The organism is Hymenobacter lapidiphilus (assembly GCF_013377885.1).
Classification (GTDB): Bacteria; Bacteroidota; Bacteroidia; order Cytophagales; family Hymenobacteraceae; genus Hymenobacter; species Hymenobacter lapidiphilus.
In genome coordinates this window covers 1-25988 of the sequence record NZ_JABKAU010000047.1, presented here as the reverse complement: position 1 = coordinate 25988, position 25988 = coordinate 1, and the positions used below count along the sequence as shown (strand labels likewise).

The 25988-nt window shown below is 54.1% G+C and carries 23 protein-coding genes and 1 riboswitch; of the genes, 15 read left to right on the top strand and 8 right to left on the bottom strand.

The features are described from left to right. Nucleotides 1–45: 45 nt before the first annotated feature. On the bottom strand, nucleotides 46–1392 hold the full coding sequence (locus HW554_RS17880; RefSeq protein WP_317170903.1) for a chloride channel protein: 1347 nt from the start codon (nucleotides 1390–1392) through the stop codon (nucleotides 46–48). 58 nt (nucleotides 1393–1450) lie between these two features. Further along, nucleotides 1451–1523, bottom strand: a riboswitch (Fluoride riboswitch). 245 nt (nucleotides 1524–1768) lie between these two features. Here HW554_RS17880 and HW554_RS17875 point away from each other — a divergent pair. Next, entirely contained in the window at nucleotides 1769–2170 is a 402-nt protein-coding gene (locus HW554_RS17875; RefSeq protein WP_176909920.1) for a hypothetical protein, read from the top strand. A 109-nt stretch (nucleotides 2171–2279) separates the two neighbouring features. On the opposite strand, the gene lgt is transcribed toward HW554_RS17875, so the two are convergent. Continuing rightward, complete coding sequence (gene lgt / locus HW554_RS17870) at nucleotides 2280–3284, bottom strand: prolipoprotein diacylglyceryl transferase (RefSeq protein WP_176909919.1); 1005 nt, start codon at nucleotides 3282–3284, stop codon at nucleotides 2280–2282. Nucleotides 3285–3496: 212 nt separating this feature from the next. Here lgt and HW554_RS17865 point away from each other — a divergent pair, with 212 nt between their 5' ends. Further along, nucleotides 3497–3679 (top strand): hypothetical protein, encoded by a 183-nt coding sequence (locus HW554_RS17865; RefSeq protein WP_176909918.1) that lies wholly within the window; start codon nucleotides 3497–3499, stop codon nucleotides 3677–3679. Between the two features lie 674 nt (nucleotides 3680–4353). On the opposite strand, the gene HW554_RS17860 is transcribed toward HW554_RS17865, so the two are convergent. Further along, nucleotides 4354–4635, bottom strand: a complete 282-nt coding sequence (locus HW554_RS17860) for a hypothetical protein (protein WP_019949669.1) — start codon at nucleotides 4633–4635, stop codon at nucleotides 4354–4356. 277 nt (nucleotides 4636–4912) lie between these two features. Between HW554_RS17860 and HW554_RS17855 the strand changes: the two genes are divergently transcribed. From HW554_RS17855 to HW554_RS17845, 3 genes are all read left to right on the top strand, one after another. Beyond that, a complete protein-coding gene (locus tag HW554_RS17855) occupies nucleotides 4913–5395 on the top strand; it encodes a hypothetical protein (protein ID WP_176909917.1) in 483 nt (160 codons plus the stop codon). A gap of 191 nt (nucleotides 5396–5586) precedes the next feature. Further along, nucleotides 5587–5976 carry a hypothetical protein gene (locus HW554_RS17850; RefSeq protein WP_019949667.1) on the top strand — a complete coding sequence of 130 codons (390 nt, stop codon included), beginning with the start codon at nucleotides 5587–5589 and terminating at the stop codon, nucleotides 5974–5976. A gap of 47 nt (nucleotides 5977–6023) precedes the next feature. Beyond that, the gene (locus HW554_RS17845; RefSeq protein WP_176909916.1) at nucleotides 6024–6533 is read left to right on the top strand and encodes a hypothetical protein; all 510 of its coding nucleotides are present in this window, start codon (nucleotides 6024–6026) and stop codon (nucleotides 6531–6533) included. Nucleotides 6534–7085: 552 nt separating this feature from the next. Here the strand turns inward: HW554_RS17845 and HW554_RS17840 are convergent. After that, on the bottom strand, nucleotides 7086–8930 hold the full coding sequence (locus tag HW554_RS17840) for a relaxase/mobilization nuclease domain-containing protein (RefSeq protein WP_176909915.1): 1845 nt from the start codon (nucleotides 8928–8930) through the stop codon (nucleotides 7086–7088). 11 nt (nucleotides 8931–8941) lie between these two features. Further along, the gene (locus tag HW554_RS17835) at nucleotides 8942–9175 is read right to left on the bottom strand and encodes a hypothetical protein (protein ID WP_176909914.1); all 234 of its coding nucleotides are present in this window, start codon (nucleotides 9173–9175) and stop codon (nucleotides 8942–8944) included. Nucleotides 9176–10601: 1426 nt separating this feature from the next. On the opposite strand from HW554_RS17835, the gene HW554_RS17830 reads away from it, so the two are divergent. Further along, nucleotides 10602–10772: a hypothetical protein gene (locus HW554_RS17830; protein ID WP_176909913.1), complete on the top strand. Its 171-nt coding sequence runs from the start codon at nucleotides 10602–10604 to the stop codon at nucleotides 10770–10772. 1112 nt (nucleotides 10773–11884) lie between these two features. Continuing rightward, entirely contained in the window at nucleotides 11885–12754 is an 870-nt protein-coding gene (locus HW554_RS17825; RefSeq protein WP_147320909.1) for a hypothetical protein, read from the top strand. Nucleotides 12755–13104: 350 nt separating this feature from the next. Here HW554_RS17825 and HW554_RS17820 read toward each other — a convergent pair whose 3' ends face one another. From HW554_RS17820 to HW554_RS17810, 3 genes are all read right to left on the bottom strand, one after another. After that, nucleotides 13105–14322 (bottom strand): replication initiation protein, encoded by a 1218-nt coding sequence (locus HW554_RS17820; protein ID WP_116942448.1) that lies wholly within the window; start codon nucleotides 14320–14322, stop codon nucleotides 13105–13107. A 282-nt stretch (nucleotides 14323–14604) separates the two neighbouring features. Beyond that, on the bottom strand, nucleotides 14605–14991 hold the full coding sequence (locus HW554_RS17815) for a hypothetical protein (protein WP_147320910.1): 387 nt from the start codon (nucleotides 14989–14991) through the stop codon (nucleotides 14605–14607). Next, complete coding sequence (locus tag HW554_RS17810) at nucleotides 14988–15749, bottom strand: ParA family protein (RefSeq protein ID WP_116942449.1); 762 nt, start codon at nucleotides 15747–15749, stop codon at nucleotides 14988–14990. The genes HW554_RS17815 and HW554_RS17810 overlap by 4 nt, the downstream gene beginning before the upstream one ends. A gap of 969 nt (nucleotides 15750–16718) precedes the next feature. On the opposite strand from HW554_RS17810, the gene HW554_RS17805 reads away from it, so the two are divergent. The 8 genes from HW554_RS17805 (at nucleotide 16719) to HW554_RS21145 (ending at nucleotide 25972) form a co-directional block, all read left to right on the top strand. Continuing rightward, on the top strand, nucleotides 16719–17468 hold the full coding sequence (locus tag HW554_RS17805) for a type IV toxin-antitoxin system AbiEi family antitoxin domain-containing protein (protein ID WP_176909912.1): 750 nt from the start codon (nucleotides 16719–16721) through the stop codon (nucleotides 17466–17468). Beyond that, the gene (locus HW554_RS17800; protein WP_116942451.1) at nucleotides 17453–18439 is read left to right on the top strand and encodes a nucleotidyl transferase AbiEii/AbiGii toxin family protein; all 987 of its coding nucleotides are present in this window, start codon (nucleotides 17453–17455) and stop codon (nucleotides 18437–18439) included. Before HW554_RS17805 ends, HW554_RS17800 begins: the two co-directional genes overlap by 16 nt. 277 nt (nucleotides 18440–18716) lie before the next feature. Next, nucleotides 18717–19781 (top strand): tyrosine-type recombinase/integrase, encoded by a 1065-nt coding sequence (locus HW554_RS17795; RefSeq protein ID WP_176909911.1) that lies wholly within the window; start codon nucleotides 18717–18719, stop codon nucleotides 19779–19781. 913 nt (nucleotides 19782–20694) lie between these two features. Then, nucleotides 20695–21846, top strand: a complete 1152-nt coding sequence (locus HW554_RS17790) for an AAA family ATPase (protein ID WP_176909910.1) — start codon at nucleotides 20695–20697, stop codon at nucleotides 21844–21846. An 8-nt stretch (nucleotides 21847–21854) separates the two neighbouring features. Next, a complete protein-coding gene (locus HW554_RS17785) occupies nucleotides 21855–22460 on the top strand; it encodes a hypothetical protein (protein ID WP_176909909.1) in 606 nt (201 codons plus the stop codon). Between the two features lie 404 nt (nucleotides 22461–22864). Further along, nucleotides 22865–25081, top strand: a complete 2217-nt coding sequence (locus HW554_RS17780) for a KAP family P-loop NTPase fold protein (RefSeq protein WP_176909908.1) — start codon at nucleotides 22865–22867, stop codon at nucleotides 25079–25081. A gap of 288 nt (nucleotides 25082–25369) precedes the next feature. After that, complete coding sequence (locus HW554_RS17775; protein ID WP_176909907.1) at nucleotides 25370–25792, top strand: DDE-type integrase/transposase/recombinase; 423 nt, start codon at nucleotides 25370–25372, stop codon at nucleotides 25790–25792. Nucleotides 25793–25798: 6 nt separating this feature from the next. Next, a complete protein-coding gene (locus HW554_RS21145) occupies nucleotides 25799–25972 on the top strand; it encodes an integrase core domain-containing protein (RefSeq protein ID WP_176909922.1) in 174 nt (57 codons plus the stop codon). Nucleotides 25973–25988: the final 16 nt, after the last annotated feature.

Genomic DNA, 25988 nt, shown 5'->3' with positions numbered 1-25988 from the left:
GGCGCAGCACGGTGTAGGGTACGTTCGGTGGGGGCGTATGGCGCTTCATGACTGGGCATTACGGATAGCGGCGTTGGCGCGGCCATTCTGGCGATACTTGGGGATGCTGCCCAGCGGCTGGCCCTGCTCGCGGCCGAAGCGCAGGTGCTTGGCGTGGCCGATAACCTGGGCCGCGTAAATGCCCGTGTGGCCCGAGAACAGGTAAGCTGTGGCGCAGGCCAGCGCCAGGTACACGCCGGCGTGCGCGCCAAAAAGCTCCAGCCCCATCAGCGTGCAGGCCAGCGGGGTGTTGGCCGCGCCGGCAAACACGCCCACGAAGCCCATGGCCGCCAGCAGCGCTACCGGCAGCGGCAGCACCAGCGCCAGGGCCGAGCCCAGCGTGGCCCCGATGAAAAACAGCGGCGTCACCTCCCCGCCCTTGAAGCCGCAGCCCAGCGTGAGGGCCGTGAGGGCCAGCTTGAGCAGGAAATCCTGCGGCAGCGCCGGGGCCTGAAACGCGGCCAGGATGGTGGGCACGCCCAGCCCGATGTACTTGGTGGTGCCCAGCGCCAGCACGGCCAGCGCCACCAGCACACCGCCCACCACGGGTCGCAGGGGCGGGTAGGCAATGCGCTGGAACCAGCGCGTAAGCGCGTGGGTGAGCGTGGCAAAGCCCCGCGCCGTGAGCCCGAACGCCATACCGCAGCCCAGCGTGAACACCAGGCCCAGGGGCGTAAGGGGCAGCGCGGCGAGCTGCGGGTAGTGGGAGTGGCCCACACCCCAGGCCTTGGTCACGAGGTCGGCGCACACGGCGGCCAAAAAGCTCGGCACGAGGGCATCATAGCGGATGGTGCCAATCAAAAACACCTCCAGCCCGAACACGGCCCCGGCCAGCGGCGTGCCGAACACCGAGGCAAAGCCCGCGCTGATGCCGGCAATGAGCAGCAGCTTGCGGTCGCGCGGGCGCAGGCCCAGCCAGCGCGTGAGCTGGTCGGCCAGCGTGCCGCCCATCTGCACGGCCGTGCCCTCGCGGCCGGCCGAGCCGCCAAACAGGTGGGTGGCCAGTGTGCCGAAGAGTACCAGCGGGGCCATGCGCAGCGGGATGGTGGTGCGCGGGTTGTGAATCTCGTCCAGAATCAGGTTGTTGCCCCGCACCACGCCCTGGCCCAGGTAGTGGTAGCTGGCCCCGATGAGGAGGCCACCGGCCGGCAGCAGCCAGAGTATCCAGGGGTGGGCTTCGCGCCAGGCGGTAATCCAGTCGAGGGCGAGTAGAAAGCCGGCCGAGGCCGAACCCACGAGCCCGCCCACGGCGGCGCCAATCAGCAGCCAGCGCAGCAGAAACAGTAAGTGTGGGGTGTGCTCAATGGCCAGGATGGGCCGAGGAAAGCGGGGAAACGGGGAACGAAATGCCACGGGCAACAGGGAATAAAAAGCCAAAAAACCTACGCGCCGCAGGCTTCGAGGGCCCGTAGGTGGCGTAGGAATCATTAGCTCAAAGCCGGGGCCCTGGCGGTTCGCGGTGGAAATCCATCACCGTTATTGTCGGGTAAAGATAGGAAAATTGCCCAAAATCCAGCCTTTTTACGCGCCCTCTGCCAGCTGGTTGGTGAGGGTTACGGAGAGCATCAAAAAGTGTGGGGCAGTTGGGGGTTACCGCCTTCTGCCCCACACTTTTTGATGCTCTCCTTGTGCACTCAAGATACAAGAGCCACGGTAAAGCGGTCTATCCAAACGGTCCGAATAGAATAACGAGCGTTCAAACGGGGAGGTGGTTTTTACCTTCGTGGTCATGTTCCAGGACTTACCACTCCAACGCTGGGAAACCACGGCTGCGCGTCAGCAGGTCGCCCACAAGCTGGGGCTTCCATACACCGATGCCATGCAGGATTGGCCCTGGGAAGCGGCCGCGCCAGAACGCCTGGGCGACTACCTGCAGCTGTATGCTTCCGCTTCGGACGACGAGCGGGTGGTGTTGATGGAAATGATGCTGCAGGCCACCACCGACCAAGAAGAGCCAGCCGCCTTTGCGCACGCCTGGTCCCAGGTAAAGGGGCTGTTGGACCAAAACCCCACGTTGCACGCGTGGACGGTGCATTATTGGTGCTGTTGGGGTGCCAGTGCGGAGGTCGGGTTTGAAATCACGCCCTACTTACGCACTTGGTGGGCAACGCACTTCGCCCATCCTGCCTGACCAAAATGTACGCTTAGTGCCCGTTCAGCTAAACGGTCGTTTAAAAGGCGTTATAAATTGTCATTTTACGCGCCATAAAGGGCCATTCGCGACACGTAAAAGGGTGTGCTCATGGCTGACTGACGTCCGAAGCAAAGTGCGCCTTTTCCTCTTCTGCCTCCAAATCGCGCGGTGCATAACCATACGGATTTTTCGGATTTTTGCCAGCTCGCCACAGTATCCACAAGCCCACCAGTATTGCCGGCAAGCTGAGCAGCTGGCCTTGGTTGAGTAGATGGTCTTTCTCGAACTCTACCTGGGCTTCTTTCAGAAATTCACCCAAGAAGCGCTGTGTGAACAGCAGCACCATAAACAGGCCGAGCAGCAACCCGCGTGGGGTGCGCTCTTTGGTGCGGTTCCAGAGATAGCAAATTAGTAAGACCAGCAGCAGGCAATACAGTGCCTCGTAAAGCTGCGTGGGGTGGCGCGGCACGGCCATTAGTGAGCCGGGGCTGATGGGCGTGTCAGCAGGTAATACCCGGTAGCTTACTTGGCCATCTGCTAAGCGCATAGAGCGGACCACCTGCACGGCCCCGACAGGCAGCGGGCTGGTAGCGGGCAGCAGGTGTTCGGTGTCGCGCGGAAACACTACGGCCCACGGCACGGTGGTGGGGTAGCCGCCAATTTCGGAGTTCATAAAATTGCCCAGGCGGATGCACGCCCCACCAATGCCGACTGCAATCACGATGCGGTCGAGCACCCAGAGGGTATCAAACTTGTTATGGCGAGCAAACAGCCAGCAGGATACCGGAATGCCCAGGGCGGCCCCGTGCGAAGCCAGCCCGCCGTGCCATATTTTAAACACTTCCAGCGGGTCTTTCAGCAGAATGTCGGGCTCGTAAAAGAAGATATGGCCTAGGCGCGCTCCCACGACGGTGCCGACCACCATGTAGATGGTCAACACATCAACCCACCGAGGCGACACTTTCTCGCGCCGGAAAATGTGTTGGAACACGGGCGTACTCACTACAAAGCCCAACGCGAATAACAGTCCGTACCAGCGTAGCATGAACGGACCAATATGGGCAATGATGGGATCTGGGTTCCAAACCAAGTAGTTAAGTAGCGAATTCATAGGGGGAAGGAGAAGCACCGAACCAGGAAGGGTTGGGCTACTGCTTAGGTCCCAGAATCGTCGGAAACTTGCGCAACGGTTAGACTAGCCTTTTAGCTAAGGTCAAAGACCATTTACAGTATAGTGGCAATCGAGCTAAAAACCGGCCTCATTCGGGAGTTGTCCGGGAAGCCAAATTACGTTAAGCAACCCTTTTAAGACAGGCTACTTAGATGACCCAAATTCCCGACGAAGAACCAGCAGACGCCGGCCTGATTCAATCCAGGCCGCCAACGGCGAAGGAGTTGCAGGAAATTTCGCACTTCATTGCCCAGAGCAAGCAGCGGAATGCGGGCCAGCGCAACGCATTGCCGCTATCCCCCAAGCGCCAACAGTCCCGAGAAGAAGAGCCGTAGCCTGGCCGAAACCCGCCTGCTACTCAGCTCCTGGACACAACCAGCGCTGAATCGGCCCACGAGCACGAGCCGAGCCGCTATTCGTCGGGGAGGCGCGCCTTCACCTGCCCGCTTCGGATGCGTGCCACGACGCTTTCAACCGATTGGTCATACTCGGCTTCTGAGGCGAATATGGGGTGCTGAAAAGGGGCAGATGAACCAGCAGGCGAACCCGCGTCAGGCGCCTGTTTCCTTTCCATACTAACGGCCCGAAGACGCTTTTTGGTTGACTTTGTCATGGCGTGAGATGCCCGAGGCGCTAGGGTGCAGGAGCGGGTGATGTAGACAATCAACCGTATAAAGCCCCCCCGGCTGGTGGAACAACCGGGGAGCCTGAAGTGGGTGCTGGTACACCATGACTTCTACTCAATGAAACGGCAATACCCGAAGTTAACCCGCATTTTTAGATTCGGTTAGCGATCATTGGAGAGCATCAGAAAGGTTGGGGCATTCGACCTCCAGGCACTGCAAGCTCACCTACAGCCGGCCGCGTAATCTGACCGCCCCAAACTTTTGATGCTCTCTTTAATACGTGAGGTGAGCAAAAGCTGTAAGCCAGTTTGGCAAGGACCTGCTTTTCTCAAAAAATGCCTCATCGGCGTTTAAACACCCATTTTATGGGATGGACAGCCAGCTCAGGATTCCGCAGCGTTGTTTTCCGTTCCTACTATCGTGCGACCCTCTTGATGCGCCGGTATATCGGCGAAAAATTCCGCCAGACTTATTTGATGAATGTCTAGCAGCCGCAACAAGCTTTTAAGGGTAAGGTTGCTGCCTTGCTCATGGCGACCGTACCCGACGCGCGGTAGTTCATGGTCAAATGCAAACGCTTCGTAGGAGGAATAGCCCTTGTCCAACCGCAGTTGCTTCAGCTTTTGGGCAATCTGTTTTAGGCGCGGTTCAGCAGCAGGGACCATAAGCACATCATTCGGAAAAGCCGAAATGTGCGGTGTGCATCTAATATAAGTTACCTAATCTATTAAACCTTATTTATTAAACCTATTATAGTATGTTTGTAATAAGCTCTTCAGAAGCCTTGCTGGCCTCACCACCTCTTCCATGTCTTCGTCGCCTCCTCACCTGTTCTGGTGCTCCGTGACCGCCCTTGCCGGCGCTCTGCTGCTCAGCGCCTGTTCCCAAACGTCACCCAATCCCTTCGCGGATACCGCCGCCTCTAACTCTGTCCCCCGCACGATGTGTACACAAGCCGATTCGCTGAATGGCATGCAAGGCCACATTTTTGGGGAGCCGCTGCGCAACTTTTCCGGACTAATCCCCCAAGCCCAAGATGACGAGCACGGAGTTTACGAGCACGGAGTCTACTGGATGTCGGAACAGGAAAGCGGCTGGTTTGGCCAGCACAACGAGGATGTTGTTACCTATTATCAGTTCCAAGACGGCAAATTCGCCATGTTTCGGGCCGTCACCGTGGATACCGGAGCCACCCGCACGGCGCTGCGCGAGCTAGCCCGTAGCTTGTTCGGCCCCGGTAGAGCCTGCAGCGACCTGCAGGGCGGGCTGGACTGGGAAGGCGAGCGGGTACGGGTGCAGTACTACGAAAAGGGGGCGCCTCCGGTGCTATGCTTGTTGGAAGTATACAGCAAACCGCTGGTAGCCGTGCAGCAAGCGAAGCTGCGCGAGCAACAACAGTGGGACAATGTTCTGGGCAAACTCTAGCCGAGGACGGCAGGGGCGCCTGGTTAATTCCGTCTGATATCTGCTATTCTATTCGCCGTATGCCCCCGTCCCGTCGCCTTCCGTTCTCGCCCCCTTTCGTGTTGCAGCTGGCTTGAGAGCAGACCGATTTTAAGATGGTGCGCACGCACTGGAATAAAAATTTTGTGCGCAAATTTTTGCCTGGCGAGCCTATGCACTTTCTCGTGGCCTGGGTGCTGCACCAAATCCGCACGGATGGTTGCGTGATTCGCAACCACCACGTATTCCCGTTGGAGGAGGTCACAATCCCGGTTGAAAACACGCCGGATGAGCAAATCTATTGCGCGTGGCATCAGCTGGACGCGATCAGGTTTTCGTTCGAGATGGGCGCTCTTAAGCACTACTACGTTCGCCGGCTGCTCGACGACACTCAGAAGCGGCGGATTGGGTGCGTGGATGGCCTGGTTACCCTGCTCTTCAATCCCGGGCTACGCAGCTACCTGTTCAGCGTAGCCCAGCTTGACGAAATAGTGCCCACATCGCGGCCCTTTCCTCAACGAGCAGACGCGAGTATGGCACCCAGTTGCCGTAATCGCTGGTAAACATCACTCATTCCCCTCCTGTGCCCTCCTTACTTCCTCATATTCTCATGCAACCCACCACTCCGACCCTGGAGCGCCCCGGAAGCCGCACCATCCCCTACCGCTGGGCCACGCCCGGCCAACACGCGCAGGCCGTGCTGTGGGTGACGCAGCAGCTCCACACGCACTTCCCCACCCTGTCCGTGGCAGAGTTTGCGCAGGCCTTCCACGCGTTTCAGCCTGATTTGTGGGAAGACTGCAACGACCTCTGGCTCGACTATGCGGACCTGGTCCGGCTTACCCAGCGGCTGGCCCACTCGCCGCTCGTGCCGGACCTGGACCCGCCCATTTATTGTGCCGATGCGTACTACCTGGCCGACGTCCTAGACTACTATCACCGGGTGGCCATTGAGTTAAAGACCGAAATGAAAGCCGGCGCCCAACTGCCAGTTCGGCGACTCGAATCGTTCATTGAGCAACTGGCGATTGGCAACAGCGTCGTCGAACGCGTGCGGCGGGAAACCAGGTCCCAAGCGGTGGCCCATGATCCGCAGGCGGCTGCAGACTTCGGGGATTAAACCGGCCGGTGGGACTGCGTGAGCGCACCCTCATATCCCAGGCAGTCAGTTGCTACGGCGCCGCGCTCTGCCCTGTTACGAGGCACTCCTTCCTAAATCCCTCTTTTTGTTGCTTCGGCAGCCTCTCCTTCACAGATGGCTTTTTTTTCTACCCTCTAGCCGGCCCTGCTCTTACTTCTAGCTGCCAACATGTTCGTCACCTCAGTTCAGACCCAGATTGTGAGTAAGTTTTACCACTTCCTGGCCATCGGGGGCACCACTATGCCACGGCCCTAAACCACCTACCTGTTTGGGCCGAACAAGTAATGAGCAAGAGGACCAGTACCGGCTCTTTTGGTAAGGGAGGAAGGTTTGGGCTGCCTAATCGATGAACCGTAAGGCATTGAGGTAGGAAGGCACGCTAGACCTCATCAGCAAGCCGTTGGGAGCCGAATTAAGTGCCCAGCAGCAGGCCCGGCTCAAAGCAGGGAACGCCGAGTGTCTCAAAATGCCGAGTAGCCAGGATTGACTGCTTCGTCGCCCCGCTGGGACAACCATTTCCTTACACCTTCCTCATATCTCAAACGCATCATTGCTTTTACCTGGGAAGGACATATCAATGGCCGGCTGGCTAGGTGCTCGATGAATTCCCTGCCAAGTCACCAGCCACTTCTCACGTTGAGCCCGGTCGTCGGGGCGTTCGTACACCTCGCCCCCATTTTCTTTCAGGAATTGCACCAGGTTGGCCAGCTTTTCTGGACTACACTCATCGGGGTACCGGATATTGAAGCTGATTTTGCCGTCAATAACCCTATCCGTGAGCATGTTATTGCTGTCAGCCTGCCAGTTGCGTCCAATCTCGACCCGCGTGTCCAGGTAATTCCACACCTCGGACAGCCGTTCAGCCGGAATCTGCAGACGCAGGTAATCCCCTTTTTGCTGCCGAGGTCCCCGGAATTTTTCCAACTCCGCCAGCTCGCTCCGGGTGCGTACTTCCTGGCGCTGGGCGGCCTGCTCCGCCAGCGCCTCCCGTGCCTCCCGCACCGCCTGCTCCTCGCGCTGGGCCTTGGCGAGCTTCTCCTTTTCCTGCTGCGCTTCCAATTCGGCCATCAAGACCCGCCCATTCGGAATCGCATCAACCTGCGCCTGGAAGCCCTGCAGCCGCTGCTCGGCCGCCTGCAGCTGTCCACCATAGCGCAGCTCAGCGACCAGGAAATAATCGCCCTGTTTCTCGGCCTGGGCAACCCGCTCCTGCAGGTCGGCAATCAGCGGCCGCTCCGTGTGGATGCCGGCCATCGCAACCCGTATCACCCCCAACTGCTCGGCTTCGAGTGCCTCGGCAGCTTGCCGCTGCGCCACCCGGACCAGCTCCGCCGCCTGCGCCAGTTCCGCCTCGCGTGCCTGCTCTAGCTCACGGGTGCGCTGCTCGGCCAGCAAGCTCCGCCCGTAGGGAGTCGCCTCCACCTGGGCCCGGAACTCCTGCAGTCGCTGCTCGGCTGCCGGCAGCTGTCCGGACATCAACTCAGCGACCCGGGTGTAACCGCTCCGGTCAAACTCTTGTTCGACCCGACTTTTCAACTCCACTACGTGGGCCTGCTCGGCGGCCATGGCGGCCATGGCCGCGCGCGTTTGCTGCTCGGCAGCCGCCCGGTCCTCGCGGTTCATTTCCAATTTCTCTTCAATGGCCTTGCTGCTCCAGGCCCGCCCGATTTCCGAGCCGGTGAAAACGTACCCATTCTTGGAAAAGCTGACGCCCACCAGCATTCCTGCTGCGTCTCGGCGCTCGCGTGCCTCGACGTCCGTATCACGCGCCTGCAGCCCGGTCCACAGCTCGGGCAGGGTGGTCGCACCCGGTTCCGCATACCCGAGGGCCTGGCGAATTTCGGCTTTGGCCTGGTCCGGTCCACTCACGCGCTCCGGGTGCTGCAGCTCGGGTTGACTGCTTTTGATGGAGGTAGTCAGCCCGAATCGCTTTTCAATCGTGGCGTTCAGTCCCAAGGAGCGCATCCGGACGTTGCCGTCCTTAATCGTCTTGCCGTCGAAATTTACGCGGCTCGCCACGAGGTGCAGGTGCTGATTATCCTTGCGGTCATGGTGGCGCACGATGAGCAGTTGCGTCTTGTCCAGCCCCATTCCCTTTGCCCACGCCAACCCTATTTCCAGCATTTTTGCCGAGTCTAATTTTTCCGCGTCCGCCGGATTAAAGCTCAGGCTCGTGTGCCAGACTGCCAGGCCCAGGTCTGGGTTGCGAGACATTCCCCGTTTGAAATCGGCAATCATATCCTCCGGACTAGAGTCGCGAATTCCCTGGGTGAAAAGTACCTCACATTTCTTGTCGGTCGGCGCAGCCTGGTAGCCCGTGAACTGATAGTTGACGGCTCCCTTTACGTTGCTGCCCATCTTGGTTTTACTTACCATCAGAAGCTAATTCAGCTGACACCTTTCAGTACGGTTTGCAGCTGGCGGACCAGTCTGCCGATGTCTTCGGCGGCCTGAAGTAGTCCCGCCACCTCCAGCTTTATCCTCACCTGACGCAAGTCGTTGCTCATCTCCGCCACCCGCTGGATGAGGGCCTCCTGTTCGTTGGTGAGCCGCGCTTTCGGCGACCGGTAGCCCTTGGCCCGGACCTCCAGCAAGTGGGCCGCAAAAGCTGACGTTTTCATTCCAACAGTCGCCGCACCTCGTTGGAGCCAGTCGAACCGAGCCGGTGTCAGGTGAGCCGTAACGGGTTTGCGGGGCTCCCCTGCCCACCCCTTTAGTCGGCCTCCTCGGTCAGGTTTGCCCTCCTTGCCCTCCTTCGTCCGCGCTGCTGCCCGGGCTGCTTTGCGAGCTGAGACCGGTGGAGAGGCTGTGGGCTGCTGCGCGCTATCGTGTTGCTCGTTGCTGATTTGCATGTGACGTTAACGTGTTTGTTCAAGAATAGGAACGGGACGGATATGAGCAGTCATAGGAATCCAAAAAACGGTTATTTCGCACGATTAACACGTCTGGTTTATTAAGTCTACGACTAGCATTTTCAGGACCCTATGTTGGTCCCAATCTACGGTTATCCTCCTCCACTTCCTACTACCACGGCCTGCTACCCTTCTATGGCTAATCGTTTCCCTCAGCCTCCCTACTCCTCTCTAGCAGCTAAGCCCACTACCGAACCTCCGACAACTGGCCTTTTCCCAGGCGTCAATTTCCTGCTACTCTGGCGAACCTATCGCTCCCGGACTACTCGCCCCCAACTAATCGTGCTGCATCCTCTCACGCATCAATAACCCAACCTGGCCCAAACCAAGTCAACCCTTTTTCTGCGCCCCTCCGCCCCCGCCCCTTTTCAATGTTCTTTCGATTTACTGGTAACTATAAAAGCCCCCGCCGCCTTAGTAGCTACTGAATCTATGAGCATCCGTCTGCTGCTCCCTGGCCGGCTTCGATTCCCAAGAATTATCAAAAGCACTCATCTTAGCCAGTAGCTACTAAGTAAAAAAACACATCAGGCCAGCTCCCAAAAATTTGGGTAAAGCTGGCCTATCGAATTTCACCGCTTCATTTCTAGTATTACTGAGCCCCGCCCCTAGCCTGCCCCTGCCTGTCAAAGCTGCCCGGCTCCTCCCAACCCAAAAAGACGCTAACCCATCCCTGCTTATCCAAGGACTCTTTCACCCTGCCTCCTTACAGCAGCATCCCAAAGCTCGCCTTTATCACCTGGCTTGAAAATTCATCTATCCCCAAAAGCTATAAACCAATTCCTCACTGCTACCTGAAAACCCTTGGCCTCTCGATATTAAAAATAAGGCAGTGGGGAAAAGATAAGTACACAAGCCGGGCCTTCTTTCTCAGTACCTCCAGACGGCACCATATCAACTGGATTCGCCCCGGCCACCTTCGCTAAATTCTCAACCCACTGAAACAGCTCGCCCCCGTAAAACCGCATCACCACCCAAACCACAATTTACCCCACGAGCCAACTACTGCGCCCAACCATTTTCTTCCTTATCAGCTCCACTCAGCATCTGCTCGACCCTACCCATGACTGCATCCAGGCCCGCCAAGAATTATAAGAACCCTGTGCAATTCCGTGCGGTTCGATTCGTAAGTTTTATGTTAGAGGACACAAAGCACGAAATCAGCACCACCAACTTTATCAAAGATGCTGTCGCCCGTCACCTGGCATTTTACCAGACCAAGCGCGGCATAGAATTTCCTAACAAGATGCTGGCCGAGCTTTCCGAACTGGACCTGATACCGAGCACCTCCCGAACCGAAGAATAGCGCATTTCCAGCAATAGAGAAATCGCTAATCACTCCCAAAAGAAAAAGGCCAGTCATCATTGACTAGCCTTTTTTTGTGTGCTACGGTTTTGGGTTTTATCAGGCCTCCTTGGTTTTTGCCTTTCCAGTTTTGGTTGGTTTTATCGTTACGGCTTTTTCTTCCGGTGTGCTTCTCGTGGCGGCCCTTGGTTTTCTTAGCACGGGTTCAAGGCCAGCGAGATTATCCGATTTGGGCTTGTTCTTCGCTCCCACTGGCCGTCTAATTTTTGTTGTTGGGTTTTCCGGTCGTGCTTTTTGCTCAGCGTAGAAATGCTCCAACCCCTTCGGCCCCCATCCTGCCTCCTCCTCGCTCATACCCGGCGTCCTATCCCCTCCCGTATCAAATTTTATTTTTCTTTTGGGTTCCCGGTTTACCCAATTGGCGTGTTCCACTAAATTTTTACAGTCGCTGATAGCTGGTTCCTCAGCCAACCACTTTTGGTACTCGTCGTCTTTTTTATCAACGGCTGGATTTTGGGGCTGGATTAAAAGTTTGATCCAAGAGTCGCATTTAGAGTGATAGTTTCTCAGCCTTCAGAGGCTTCCCATTCGACGGTGAGCAACACACCCAAGTCGAAGCGTAGCGCATCGCTCAGCGCCTCGTCGGAGAAATCGAACTCCCTTTGCAGGTCAGGGCTTACGCATCAAAATTAGCTGAGTGCCTTTGCTGCCTCTGGAACCGTTTTACAACCAGTTGTAGCCGTCAGATTTTCGGATCCAATGTGCCCTTCCGGGATAGAAGAGAAGGCGAAGATGTTTGATGCGTAAGCCCTGTATCTTTACAGGACCCCATCGATACCATCTCGCCTGGCGACCAGCTCGTGTTCCAGATTTTCTGCGCCCTGGCGCTGCACGAGCACGCTGCGCTCGTGCAGCGCCAGGGCGCCGGGCCGGGTCCCACGCTACCAGAAGATAGTACCCGCAGTCAAGGAACTTTACGAAGCGGGCCAGCAGTCCACGCGCCAGCTCATGGCCTACCTTCAGATCGACTCTTACCACACACTCTACAAAATCCTGCGATCCGCCGGCTGCCAGATTAGCGAAAAGTCCCCCTCCCCTTAAAGTCAAGTAGTATGGGTCTCCCTTCCCAGCCCGATCTGCCCGCGGCGCTGCACCGCTACAACGAGACGCCGCAGCCGGACTTATGCGCCTTGAGCCCGAGGCAGATGCACGCGCTGCTCTACCAGCCGCTGGGACCAGCCAGCGTGGTACAATTGCACGCCGATTTGCCAAACGATGTGCTAGACCAGATCCCGTTTCTGCGGCTGACAGAAGCCTTCTTGCGCCTGCTGCAGCGGGAAACACCCCTGCGCCTGACGCCCTTGGGGGCCCTGCCGCGCAAGTATCTTCGTGAACTCTACGCTTCCGGCTTCATCTTAGAAGAAGGGCTGGAAACGGGGCTGTTTACGCTGAGCCGGGAAATCGATTCGCTGGCCATCACCACCTTGCACCAGACCACCCGGCTGGCGGGGCTGGCCCGCCTGGTACGGGGCGAGTTGCTGCTGACCAAAAAAGGCGCCCAACTACTCGACCCTGCTCATCGCCCGGCCCTGTGGGCGCTCGTGTTGGACACCTTCACCAACCGTTTTCTCTGGGCCTCGCACGACGGCTACCCCTCGCAGACGGTGGGGCAAACCGGCTGGGCGTATTCGGTGTACTTACTCGCCCGCTTCGGAGAGCAGCCGCACCCCGTCTCCTTTTACGCCGCGCACTACCAGCGGGCGTTTCCGTTTGTGCTGGCCGAGTTCACCGACCCGGCCTATCGGACGCCGTTGGAACAGCTTACCTACTGCTACGGGGTGCGCACGTTTGAGCGGGGACTCAACTGGTTTGGCCTGCTCGGCTCTGAATCCCAGGTGCCGGTACTTCACCAGCCCGACCAGTCGCTGACTGCTTCCCCGCTACTTGCCCAACTCTTTGCTGTACAGCAAGGGCCTGCATAGCCCTTGCGCGCCAAATGCGACTTTTAGACTAAACTTTTAATCCAGGCCCAAGGCGCGGAATCATGTATGTACATGATTCCGCGCCTTGGCGTCAACTAAATAAGAAGGCCTACTACCCCCGCCGCATTTTTAGCTAGGCCTAGTTTTGAGCTACACCGCATTTCTGACGCTGGCCCATTTCTTCCCTGACCCAGATTTCTGCCAGATGCTGTTTTTCCGCCGCCGATAATTTCCTCTGCTTCCCCTTCGCCGGTTCTATCCAAAACTACGCTACCCTGGCCTGTCTTCTTCCACCGGGCACGCCACTGTTCTACCTTTCTATTCTTTCCAGATTTATTAGACCCCCTCACTCAAGCCTGCTTTATGATCCAATCCTCCCCTCCTCGCTGCTCTAGTGTAAACCCGTCCTGTAGGTAGACTTGCTGAAGGTGTTGCTCGAAGCTATCAGCGCGTTTCTGGCGCTGGGCATAAGGTCCTGGGTTGTCATATATCTCCCGCACCTCTCGCAGTCGGTAAGCAACTTCGTTGGTCTTAATGGCTAATTCGGTCACCTGCTTCTTTTTCGTGCCACTAGCCTTTTTGGCCTGTTGATAATCAGCGAACAGGTATTTCTCAATCAGTGCTTTATAGATGGCACCAGCAGGTTTTTTAATCTTGCCTTTGCGAAACTGACCTTCTACAATTCTCACTACATAGGCGATATAGTCTACCTCGTACTCGCCGGCTTCCAACTGTTGGCTTACTAGCGCTAGGCTCTGCTTACCTACCCCTATTTGTGCCAGCGTTTGTTCCCACACAGGTGTTTCGCTCGATGGCGATTTTGCAGGTATGAGTTCCGAATCATTGGGATCAGTCAATAGGAACTTTACCTCCGATACGACCTTGCCTTGCTTCTGCAGTTCATAGGTAAAGGGCATATCGGTTAGCTGCATTTCACTCTGAGCTTTGTCCAGAATGCGGGTGCGCAGGTTATTGAAGCGTGGGTACTGTCCGTCCTGCAGATCCAGAAGGAAACGCAGTTGAGCGATAGTGATCGTACGCTTTTTAAACGTAGCATATTCCTTCAGCAGCCAGTAGATGCGATAGGAGTAAAAGCTCTTGAGCTTATTCAGCTGCTCCAACTGCGCTAGAGTGAAATTACCGCTTTCCCGCAGCTGCAGTAGGTAGGGCATAATCAATGGATTAAAGGATGCTACTACCCCTCCCCGATCGCTCTCGTAAGCAGCCTTTGCCATGAGTGGGATGAACTCAAAGTCTGGCTTTTTACTGCGCTTACGAGTACCCTGCTGCGTGTCGACCAGCTTCTCAATGTAAAGGCGGCGGGAGGTGATGTTATCACACATTTGCTTTACCTCTTCGTAGGCTGAGCCCCCAGTACGCTCATGGATAATCTCGGCCATTGGCACGAAATGTTCGCAGAAATGCTCATCCGTTAGCTCAATGCGAGTCAGCAAAGAGATGAATAATCGCATCTCCAGAGGCACAAAACTGAACCGCGCATTAATCAGCGCATTGTGTTGCGCTACCGTTTTATCAACAGTCGGAACTAAGGGCGATTTTGTAGGCATATGAACCAGGAAAGGGCGATTTTGTAGGCATCAAACGTCGATTTTGTAGGCATCAAACGTCGATTTTGTAGGTATGAAAGGGCGATTTTGTAGGCATATGTATTCGCATCTTACAAAAAATCAGATAGTTATGGCCTCTATAATAACTAATATAGTATAAGTAAATAGCTAGCTTGTTTAGGGCGATTTTGTAGGCATTAATAAATACCTTCTTGTACAAGTATAAATTAGTAAAAAACTGGAGATTTTTCGCCGCAATTTTTTTACTAATTTATACTTTAACTATTTGAGCTTCTTTCCATTAAGACGGTATTGCTCGCCCTCTGGCAGAGATCGGTCTGATCCCTCCATTGTATCTAAGAACGCACAAAGTGCTGAATCGACAGCCTTTTTCAATACAAGCCGATCCCAGTACTCGCTCTGCTTTAACCGCACGTAGGTGCTACGCCGCAAAAAGGTGCTGAACTTAAGCCACTCTTCCTCAGAGATTAAAGAAGAAGCAGCTACTGGGGGGGCAGCAGGCTCTTCTGATGCCCCCCCAGTAGCTGCAGTTGATGGTGCCGGAGTAATGTCACGCCTCACTCCGTACAGACGGGCATCGTTATTTAACGATAGTGCTGGCGCATCGAGGTCGTCTCCGAAGTTTGGCTTCTTGGTTTGCTTACTCATACTCGGGTAATGATTTCTTGGGTGAGCGATTCATAATCTGTGGCGCCATTACTCTCTGGCGCCCACCGGTAGATACTTTGCTTCTTGATCTGGGCTTCTGCCAGTGAGACGTTTTCGCGGATGGTTGTTTCCATCATCAGCTGCGCTTCGGAATACTTGGAACCAATCAAGGCCACCACGTCGTGATGGAGCTTCTTGCGGTAACGGCTGCTGTACTTGGTGAAGAAGATGCCGCCGATAGTCAAGTTGGGATTATACAGTTCCTTTACCCGCTCACAGGCCTGAATGAGCTTGTTCAACCCCTCGTAAGCAAAATACTCTGGCTGACAAGGAATGAAGACCGCGTTACATGCCACTAGGGCCATGTAAGTGAGGGCGGATAAGGAAGGTGGTGTATCAATTACACAATAGTCGTAGTGGTCCTGTAAGGGGGCTAAGCCCTTGCGTAGAATGCTCTCGTAACCGAGTTGTTGCCCAACCATCTTCTCTAAATAGTCTAGGTCCGGGGTAGCTGCGACTAAGTGAAGGTTTTCCTCTACTACCAGTATGATATCGGCTAATTGCGCCTTCTTCTCCAGTACCAGCCCTAAGTCTGGATGGCCAGCCGGCAAGCGGAAAGCCAGTGAGAGATTACGCTGGGCATCGCAGTCGATAAGCAATACGCGATGGCCGTCACGTGCTAGTGTCTGTGCTACACTCAGAGTGGAGGTTGTCTTCCCCACTCCGCCTTTATGATTGGCGAATACAATAATCTTCATGGTACAGCTTTGGCTGATCTGAAAGCAGTGATAAAGTATTGAAACTTCTCATGCTTCTTTAATATGTTGAAGAAGTAATACTTCTTTAGATTCTTAAACATACCCAAGAAGTCGAGGAATACAAAATTCTTTAAGAATTACTTCTTCCTAAGATTCCTGAAGAAGTTAAGCTTCTTCAGGAAGTTTGACTTCTTCAGGAATCTTAAGTTTGTTTAACAGGGTATAATGGCATTCTTCTGACTCTCAATTTATTGAGTAAGAAGGTGTATTATGTAGGCTTCAGAGATAGTGGGCTCGTATGCCAATTGTTCTCAGTACATGGAAATCAGGTAGTTATGGCCTTTGTTGATGACACCTTAATCTAGAATAGCACCGGCAGCCGCATTCCAACTTCCGCTTGTACTAGAAAAATGTGCCCCTCTTCTGTCCGCCAATACTAGACCACCTCAGGGGTGGGGGTGATCCTAGCTCACCAATGCCATTAACAGCGCTCCGACGCAAGGCTAGTTCTTGTTCAATCTCTTTGGGGTTCTATTTGCCTCGCTGGCCGAGTTCGAACGTATGTTGATTCGGGAGCTGACTCACGCCGGCCTAGCCACCGCCCGAGCGGGGCAGGGTGGGTGGTCGCCCGAAGAGGTTATTGGAGCAGGCGTAGCACACGGCTATCGTAGCCGAGATACTCTACAAAGAGCAATAGTTAGGCGTCAACGAGATTGCTCAGCAGCTACGTATTTTAAAGTCACGCTCTACAAATACCTGCGCCATCTAGGTGTGGTCATCCATGCGTATCGGAAGGGGATAGTAGACAAGCCAACCGATTGACTGTCGGACTTACTGGCCGGTCAGATTCCTTAACGTGCTATTTATTCCGCTTTTTAATAGGCCCCCATCTAGGAACGCCTCGAACAGTTTGTAATGTTTTGCAGTAGAAAAACTTTACAGTATGACTATCTTTGCAGGAGGCAACCAATGAAAAAAACCGCCCAATCGACAACCGCCCGCCAGAAAATGCTCAACCGCTTGCAAAAGCTGGAGCCGGGCGCGCTCGTGCGCTATAGCGACTTTGCCAGCCTCGGCATCGCGCCGGGCACGGTGGCTGTGAACCTGAGCCGGCTGCGTCAGCAAGGTGTAGTGCAACAGGTGGCCAAGGGCACCTATCGCCTCCCTAAGCAAAGCCGATTCGGCCCGGTACCGGTTTCCGAGCAGCAGGTGCTGCAGATGCTCCTGCAGATGCCCAACAAGAAACTGCGAGGCTATCCCACTGGTGTAACAGCCTTTAATCGCCTGGGCCTGACAACGCAGGTAGCCCAGGAAATCCAAATTGCGACACCCCGGCCGGGACGCCCGAAGAAAGTCGGCAACGTGCGCGTGCGCTTCGTACGCAGCCGGGGCGATATGAAGCCGGAGCAGGTAAAGCTGCGCCAACTGCTGGATGCCCTGCGGCACATCAAACGCCTGCCCGATACCTCGCCGGCCGCGGCCCTGCCTCGCTTACGGGAGCAGGTGAAGCAACTGCCGCTGGCTGAAAAGACCACCTTAGCCCGCCTGGCGCAGGACTACAATCCGGCAACGCGCGCCCTACTGGGCGCGCTACTGGAAGGGCTAGGCGAAAACAAGTTGGCGGCCAAGCTTAAAGCCAGTTTAAATCCACTGACGACCTACAAGCTTGGCCTATCCGAGCAGGCACTATCGAACCGCGCGCAATGGAAAATCCGATGACCCTGCATGTGCACGAGCAGGACTTTCGCAACCTGATTACCATCACCGCCACGGCGCGGGGAATGCGACAAAGCTTTATCGAGAAAGACTATTGGGTGACCTGGGTGCTGCGCAACCTGGCCGATTCGGCTCTGGCGGAGCAGGTCGTGTTCAAAGGGGGCACATCGCTTTCCAAAGGTTACGGATTGATCGATCGGTTTTCGGAAGATGTGGACCTGGCTGTTATCCGATCAGCCCAGCAGAGCGACGGCGCGCTGAGAAAGCTCATCCGCGAAATCCATAAAACCGCCGCGGGCAACTTACCGGAAATAGCCGTGCCGGACTCCACGAGCAAGCGCGGCCACAACCGGCTGGTGTACCACCAGTACCCGCACCTGTTTACCGACCCGGTGCCGACTGCTACGGAACACATCTTGTTGGAGATAACGGCATTCGGGGAGCCGGAACCGCACAGCAAACGCCGCTTAATTTCCTATCTGGGGCAGTATCTGCTGGACCAGGGCCAGCCGGAAGCCGTGCGGGAGTATGGTTTGGACGCGTTTGATTTCAACGTGCTGAGCCTCGCGCGCACGTTTGCCGAAAAAATTATGGCCCTGGTGCGCGCTTCCTATGAAGAGGACCCGGTCGCGGAGGCCAGCCGTAAAGTCCGTCACCTCTACGACTTGCACCAGTTGGCTAGTCAACCTGAAATCATCGCACTGTTGACCGGGTCAAACCTAGCGCAACAACTGACCGCGGTACAGCGCGACGATGCGCGGGCGGGGGTAACCGGCCCGACCGGAGGATGGAAAACGAACCCATTATCGACCTGCTGGGCCTACGCCGAGGATGCGGCTAACCTCCAGCAACTCCAGCAGCCCTACGAGCAGGAGTTGCCAAGCCTGCTGCATAGCCCACTTCCCGCGTTTGACCAAGTACTACGCACCATGCAGCGAATCGCCCGACTGCTGCGCGACTACGATGCGTTCTAACGCGAGCACCTGGGTTTGGACAAGAATTTACTCAGAGATTGACTGCATGATAAACTGAAGCGCACCTCACCGCTTCAGCTTAGGCATCCAACGCTTACTGAGGAAGATTATCCGCCATTGATGCGCAGTCGTTTTTAACTTATGATAATGCTTACTTATCATAAGTTATATTTACTAGCCAAAAGGAACACCTTTTAGGCCGTTTGCGACACCTATATATAAGGTATCAGTTCGTGGTCTGAAATAGTTCTCCCTAGCGGCCTCTCAAATCCACTCCATGCGCGAAGACCTTGCGATTGTTCCGGCATCCAATGCTTCCCCGACGGTCAGCACCCAGCTGGCCCGGGCCTCGGCCAAAGTCGCCGGCTTCCTCGAGGTCGGCCTGCAGGGCGCGGCTAACACGGAGCGCGCCTATACCTCGGACCTGAAAAGCTACGTTGGCTTTTGCGAGCGGCACGGGCTGCGGGCGCTGCCGGCCGACGTGGAAACGCTGACCGAGTATGTGGCGTACCTGGCGACGGAGAAGCCAACCCCGGAACCCGGTGACGGGGGCCGTGGGGAGAAAAAGAAGCGCAAAGGCCAGCAGCCCCTTACCCGGCCCCATTCGCTGGCCACCATCAAACGGCACCTGGCCGCCATCCGCAAAGCCCACCAGCTCGCCGGCCACCGGCTACCGGCCCCGCTCGATGCACTCAACGTGGTGATGGAAGGCATTGCCCGCACCCTGGGCAAGCGCCAGGACCAGGCGCAGGCATTTACCGTGGAGGAGCTAAAGCAGGCCATTCGCCGCATTGACCTGGAAACGTCGGCTGGCTTGCGCGACCGGGCGTTGCTGCTGCTAGGTTTTGCGGGGGCCTTCCGGCGCTCCGAGCTGGTGGAGCTCAATATCGAGCAGCTGGAATTTACGGAGCGGGCGCTGCTGGTGCACTTGGCCAAAAGCAAGACCAACCAGTACGGTGCGGTGGAGGATAAAGCCATTTTCTACGCCCCTACCATGGACTTCTGCCCTGTTCGCTGCTTACGGGCCTGGCTCAATCTGCTGGGGCGCACCACGGGGCCGCTATTCGTGAAGATTCCCCGGGCCGCACCGGGTCAGATGGCTGCTGCCTCGGACAAGCGGCTTTCCGACATTTCCATCAACAAGCTGGTGCAAAAGCGCCTCGGACCGGGCTACTCGGCCCACTCACTGCGCGTGTCCTTTGTGACGGTTGCCGTGCTCAACGGACAATCTCACAAGGCCATTAAGAACCAGACCAAGCAGAAAACGGACGCCATGATTGAGCGCTATACGCAGCTTAACAATGTGGTTTCCTACAATGCGGCTCAGGCATTGGGACTGTAATTAACTGATGTTACGCATCACCTTGGTGGGTTGACTACAAATGGCCTTTTCGGAAGTAGCTGAAGTGCCTTTCTGAAGCACAGGCGTAATCGGTGCGTAACATCAGTAATTAACCCAAGTTGCGGAGAAGGATGTAGGGGCGGGGCTTATCCTCGCCCCTACATCCTTCTCCGCAACTTGGGTTAATTATAGGTTCTACTACCCAGCGGGAGTCCTATCGCCCCGTGTTCGTTTAGCACATGCCTGCGACTGCAATCGGACGCTAACTACCTGCTTCAACTGCTATGCATTTTGTGGCGAAACACAGTTACAAGTGAGATCAGAATTTCCTGACGCGAAGCCCGGAGCGGGCGCTCAGCCATAGCAAAGCCCACCTTACATGCGAGTACATTTGCTCTCTACCATCGTGTGAAGCTGCTACCGGAATCGCAGGAGCCAATGTCTAGGTTGGCGGGCACGATGAGAAGCAAGTCCTTTCTTTAAAGTAGGGGTCGCACTAAAGTAGGAACAGAAAACAACGCTAAGGCCGGGCGGTCAAGTTTTGGCAGGTTGGGACGTCCCAGAAAGCGGGGGTTATTAAACAAACAGGGCAAATCCTTTAACTCGGGGCTCAAATACCATCTTTACGGACTAAATAATGGCTACAATGACGTGAACCATAGCGTACACGTTCGTTTTCATTACCCTCTTTGCGTTAAGAAGCGTGTAAGACTATCAGGATTTCGATGCCCTTACGCCGGTTTTGCACACTATTACGAGCTACAGGTCCATTTGGCTACGGACTCGTGGTATTCCTCTATTTGTTTAACAACACTCATAATTGCTACCTTCACACCACAGCGCTGTTTACGTATACACCTGAATTCGGTATCTGTCAGCGAAAGGATCTGCCACGTCATTACCCCTGGATTTAATGAAGGAATTTATCAGCATCAAAAATCTTGGGCCGATAAAAGATATTGTAATCGACGATATAAAGCCGATTACCGTTCTAATTGGAGAATCTGGAAGTGGTAAAAGCACTTTGATGAAAGCCATCGCACTATTTCGATGGCTTTATAAGATGCATAATATCCGTTCTTATTTGAAGCATAGTCAGGTATCGAAGACACCTTTTCGTTTCAGAATGGATACCTACTTGAAGAACTGCGGCTTTAAGCAGTTTATCAAGGCTTCTACTGAAATCGTTTACAAAGTCGAATTTGAGAATGGTAATCAATACACAATTACGTATCTCAATCAGAAGTTATCGGGTACAAGTGACCGTGACCTTATTAAAAGTAGTGACCTTTGTTTCAATAAGCTGAGCTTTATCTCTGATACCCGAAATGTCATTCCTCTATGGGCAGATAAGGGTGCATCGTTTACCGGAGGTTATTTAGGATTTTATTTTCACGAAGTGTTCAGGGATTTTGACATTGCCTCCGATAATGTTCGCGATTTAGAATTACCCTATTTAGGCTTAAAGCTAGGAGTCAAAAAGACAAATTCTGGCAAACAGTACTCGGTTCAAGGCCATAAACGAGACTATAATATCGACTTGAAGAACAGTTCTTCAGGCACACAGAATGCCGTGCCAGTTGCACTAATCGCTGAACACTTCTCTAAACATTTCAATTTTGAGGAGGCTTTCAACCGTTCTGTCCTTAACTACCTATCCAGTGCCGATAAGCTAACTGATTTCAAACCGGTGAAGAACCTGGGAGAGTTGGAAAAGAATTTGTTCATACATATCGAGGAGCCCGAATTGAGCCTCTATCCGGATGCGCAGTGTCAGCTTATTAATGACTTGATTGAAAAATGTTTTATCAGTAACATGAATAAGATCGCGCTGATATTCTCTACCCATAGTCCTTACATAATTAATAACCTCAATCTGCTGATAAAAGCTGCCGATGCCAATAAGTTAATCGGGGGAGCGAATATCCAATTCGAGAACTTGGCAGTTTATCAAGTGACTGGCGGAACTATAGAGGATTTGATTGTCAAGAACGAGCGTTTGGTAAATACCAATCCGCTTTCTGATACAATCAACGAAATCTACGACCAGTATTCTAATCTATAATTAGTTAAATGGAAGAATTATTCTTAGTGAGCTATACCGCTCATTACTGTTTGCCAGCTGCTAGTACTACCAACTTTACGCTGACTACCAATGCCCCCTATTTTGAAGTGGAAGACGACGTCAATCGTGAGCTTGTGCTTCATAATGCAGTTGGCGTGGGTATGGCCCGGTTTAGCAATCCCAAACAGTTGCAATTGACTATCGTTAATTATGATAAATTTCTGACAAGTTTGTCCAAATCCTTTCAGAATGGGAAGCAACGTTGCGACCTGATTTTGTCTAGTGACTCTAATGAATATTTTATCCTAGGTGAGTTGAAAGATCGAATTCCTAACGGAAAAGTCAGAAAAGGGGCTAAAGACCAGTTAATTGCCTCACTTGGAATAATTCTGAAAGTAGTAGAAATTGCCCACTTGGCTAGCAGCAAGACGACTAAGCGGTGCTGTTATTTCAATAAGCAATCAAAGGCTCCGACAATAATATCAGCAGTTAGTGCCTTCAACCGTTTAGCCTCTTTATACGTTGCCGGTTTTCAGATGTCCTGCCCCGATATTGAAGCATTAGGGTTCGACTTTTACGAGTATACCGGCCACCAAACTGTGCAATTGAGTTAGAATTAGTGGAGTAGAAGTGAACACATATGGTAGTGCTTAGGACAATGCGCGGTCTTCTTCCTATCGGGCGGATTTACATTACAAGGGCTTGACCCCTTAATTTTAAAACAATTGCAGTTCTATTCGATTCGCGTTATCAAAAACGATTTTCTTCTTAATGAGCCTACCCTATCCTCTGAATTATTTAAAATTGCCCTCTTATAGCTCGTTTCTGGGCTACCTTTTCTAATAAATAATGTATCGTGTAAAAACGCCCGATAGAAGAATCGCATTAAGAAGGCTGGTATCAAATGGGCCAGTAACCTGTCTGCCTCTATTGGCACACCTTAAAGTACGAGGAGCGGCATCTGTAAGTGCTTCTCCTTACCTACACTCTCTAACCCTGTTATTCCAATTCAACCCTAATGTCTACGCCTGCACAATACCTAACCGATAAGGATATACAAGAGGGAAGCCAAGACGAATTCCAGCGCTACGAGTTTGCCAAACGTATTGCTAATACTATACTCAGCCAGGGCAACCACGAAAGCCTGGCTATCGGCCTATACGGCCAGTGGGGTGAGGGCAAAACCTCGGTGCTTAACTTCATTTGGAAAGAGTTGAATGAACCTGGCACCATCCGGATGCTATTCAATCCGTGGCGGTACGAAGGCGAGGACGAGATACTTATCGCTTTTTTCACCGGTCTGGCGCAGGTCCTAAACAAACGGTTGCGCACCAAGGGCGAGCAGGCTGGCGTGCTGATTGCACAGTATGCGGAGGCTATTATCCCCAAATTCGAATTCTTCGACGGTGCGGTATCCACCGAGCCCGGCACCAACGTCAAGAAGATTGGAGAGCTACTAAGTACACGCTCAGTACCTGAGTTGAAAGAGCGCGTCGAGGCGTTTCTAAAGAAGACCAAGAAACGAGTCGTCATCTTCATCGACGACATCGACCGTCTTGACCGCAAGGAAATCCAGGCCTTATTCCGCCTTATCAAGTTGACAGCAGATTTCAACTTCGTTACTTATCTCCTTTCCTTCGATGATGTGATGGTGGCACGGGCCCTAGGCGAGATATACGAGGGCGGCGGCGAGGCGGCCGGGCACAGCTTCCTAGAAAAAATCATCCAGGTGCCGTTGCGTATGCCCGCTACCAACGTGCAAACCATGCACGACTTTCTGAACAACCGGCTGCGCCAAGTGCTGACACAAGCCGGCGTCGCACTGACCGATTATGAGCACCAAAGCCTGCACTTCGCCCTGCGATCCAGCGTCCTTACTCGCCTTACTACCCCTCGTCAGGCCGTGCGTTACTGCAATGCCCTAGGCTTTTCAATTGGATTGTTGCAAGGTGAAGTACGTACGCACGATCTGATCCTAATTGAGGCGCTGAAAGCTTTTTACCCAGAGGTCTACCGGTTCATATCGCATCAGCGGCACAACATTACCGGCGCTACGCTTCAGCAAACGGATCAAGATAGATTAAAACGTGATTTAGATCCCATACTGGAGCTGACCAGCCCACACTTGGCAGCTCGCACACTGTTGTTTATGCTATTTCCGCGTATATTATTAGTATACAAAGCCATCGACAACATGGGCCTCTTTGGTTCACGTAATGATCAAGATCTTGTTGCGCAGAAAGCCATTGCATCGGACTACTATTTTCAGCGCTATTTCTCCTATGCCGTTCAACGAGGTGAAATTTCAGACCGGCAGTTTGTGCAGTTGCTGCAGCTGCTAGATAGCAATGCGCTAGAGCCCGCTCTACAACTGGCGCGTGGCTTGATGGAGCATGCCAGTCCCAAAGAGTTACTGCGGCGTTTGTCTGTTTACGTCAACGATGCCCGCACATTGCCTTACTCACAGACTTACATCCACTTGCTAGCCCGGCTTGGGCCAAAATTCCAAATCGGCCCTAATCGGTGGCACGACAGTGACGCAGATGCAGCAGCGCGCTTGCTAATAGAACTTCTTCGGTACATCCCAAAGGAAGAGGAACGTTACTCGATTGCGCAGCAACTGATTACAACTCAAATGCCGTTCGACCTGAGCTATACGTTCGTTCGGGAGTTGCTCATGCATGTACTCCATTATCAATCTCCTGATCGTGTAAAGTTGGCTGGGCACGAGCAGCCCGCTTTTTCAACTACACAGTTCAAAGACCTAGCGCTGCTGCTGGTAAAGTATGCCCTGACCGAAGCCGGACTGAAGCCCCTTTACGAAATTTATTCTGAGAAAACGCAGTCTCTACTATTTGAGATTTGGCCTACTGAAGCTGAAGGAATATCAGCAGCTGATTATCTAAATCATAGGCTTACATCCAATCCAAAAGAACTCTACGGCTGGCTAGAATTTATTGCTCATGATATTCAAATCGGCAACAATCTCGCTTTTAGAGGCGATTTAACAATGGATGTATTTACGACTGCCTCTAAGGTCTTGGATCTAGGTTATTTGCACACGGTAGCGCGTGAGTTAATAGGCAAAGACACCCTTACACTCGCATTTGAAGCAAGTATGACGAACAAACCAACCCGTGAGGAACGACTCAAGCAATTCGTTTATCTCTATGAGCGCGAGAAGCATCGCTCAGATGTGGTGAATAGAATTGCAAATCTGGATATGGATGCTTAACATACGATTGTACTTAATCCTGTAGTCCTCCTCAAAACCTGGAAAGCTAAAGCGGGCTAGCTTTACTCGGTATGACATCCAAATGCCCCCGCCATCGCTACACGGTTGAGTTTAAAGCAGAAGTGGTGCTGGACACGCTCACCAAGCGTCAACTGATGGCCGTAGCCCAAACCACGCGCTGAAAGCTGCAATTGAGGTGACCACCAGCGGCGCTACGGCACGCGTCGGCTCCAGGTCGAGTTGCGCGCGTTGGGGCACCGGGTGGGGCGGCAGGCCTTGCGGACAGCCTTGCGCCGTCACGCGCGCAAGGCTGTCCGCACGACCTATTCAACCCACGGCAAGCGCTGCGCCCCGAATCTGCTGCTTGACCAGCCGAAGACTACCCAGGCCAATCGCGTGTGGGTCAGCGACATCACCTATCTGCCGCTCGCTTCCGGCCAGTGGGTCTACTGCTGCGCCTTTCAGGACGTGTGCACCAAACAGGTCGTGGGCTGTCAAGTACGGGCCGATATGCCCGAGGCGCTGGTTACCACCGTTTTGCAACGGGCGCTGCTCGCCCAGCGGCCCGCTCCAGGCCTGATGGTGCACGCCGACCGCGGCGGTCAGTACGTAGGTAACGTCTACAAAACCCTGCTGCGCGACGCGAAGGCCCAGCTTTCACACAGCCGACGCGGCGAGTGCTATGACAATGCCCAAGCCGAGAGCCTCTAGTCACGTCTGAAAACCGAACTGCTCGAACTCCGGGAGTGGCCTGTTTTCACGGACCTAGCTGATACGCAAGCCAGCGTGGCCGAGTATTTTTACTACTACAATCACAAACGTCGCCACTCCAGCATCGGCTATTTAAAGCCTTATCTCTTTCACCAACAACAACTTGATAATATCACCTAATTCTCTCCTGCTCAAC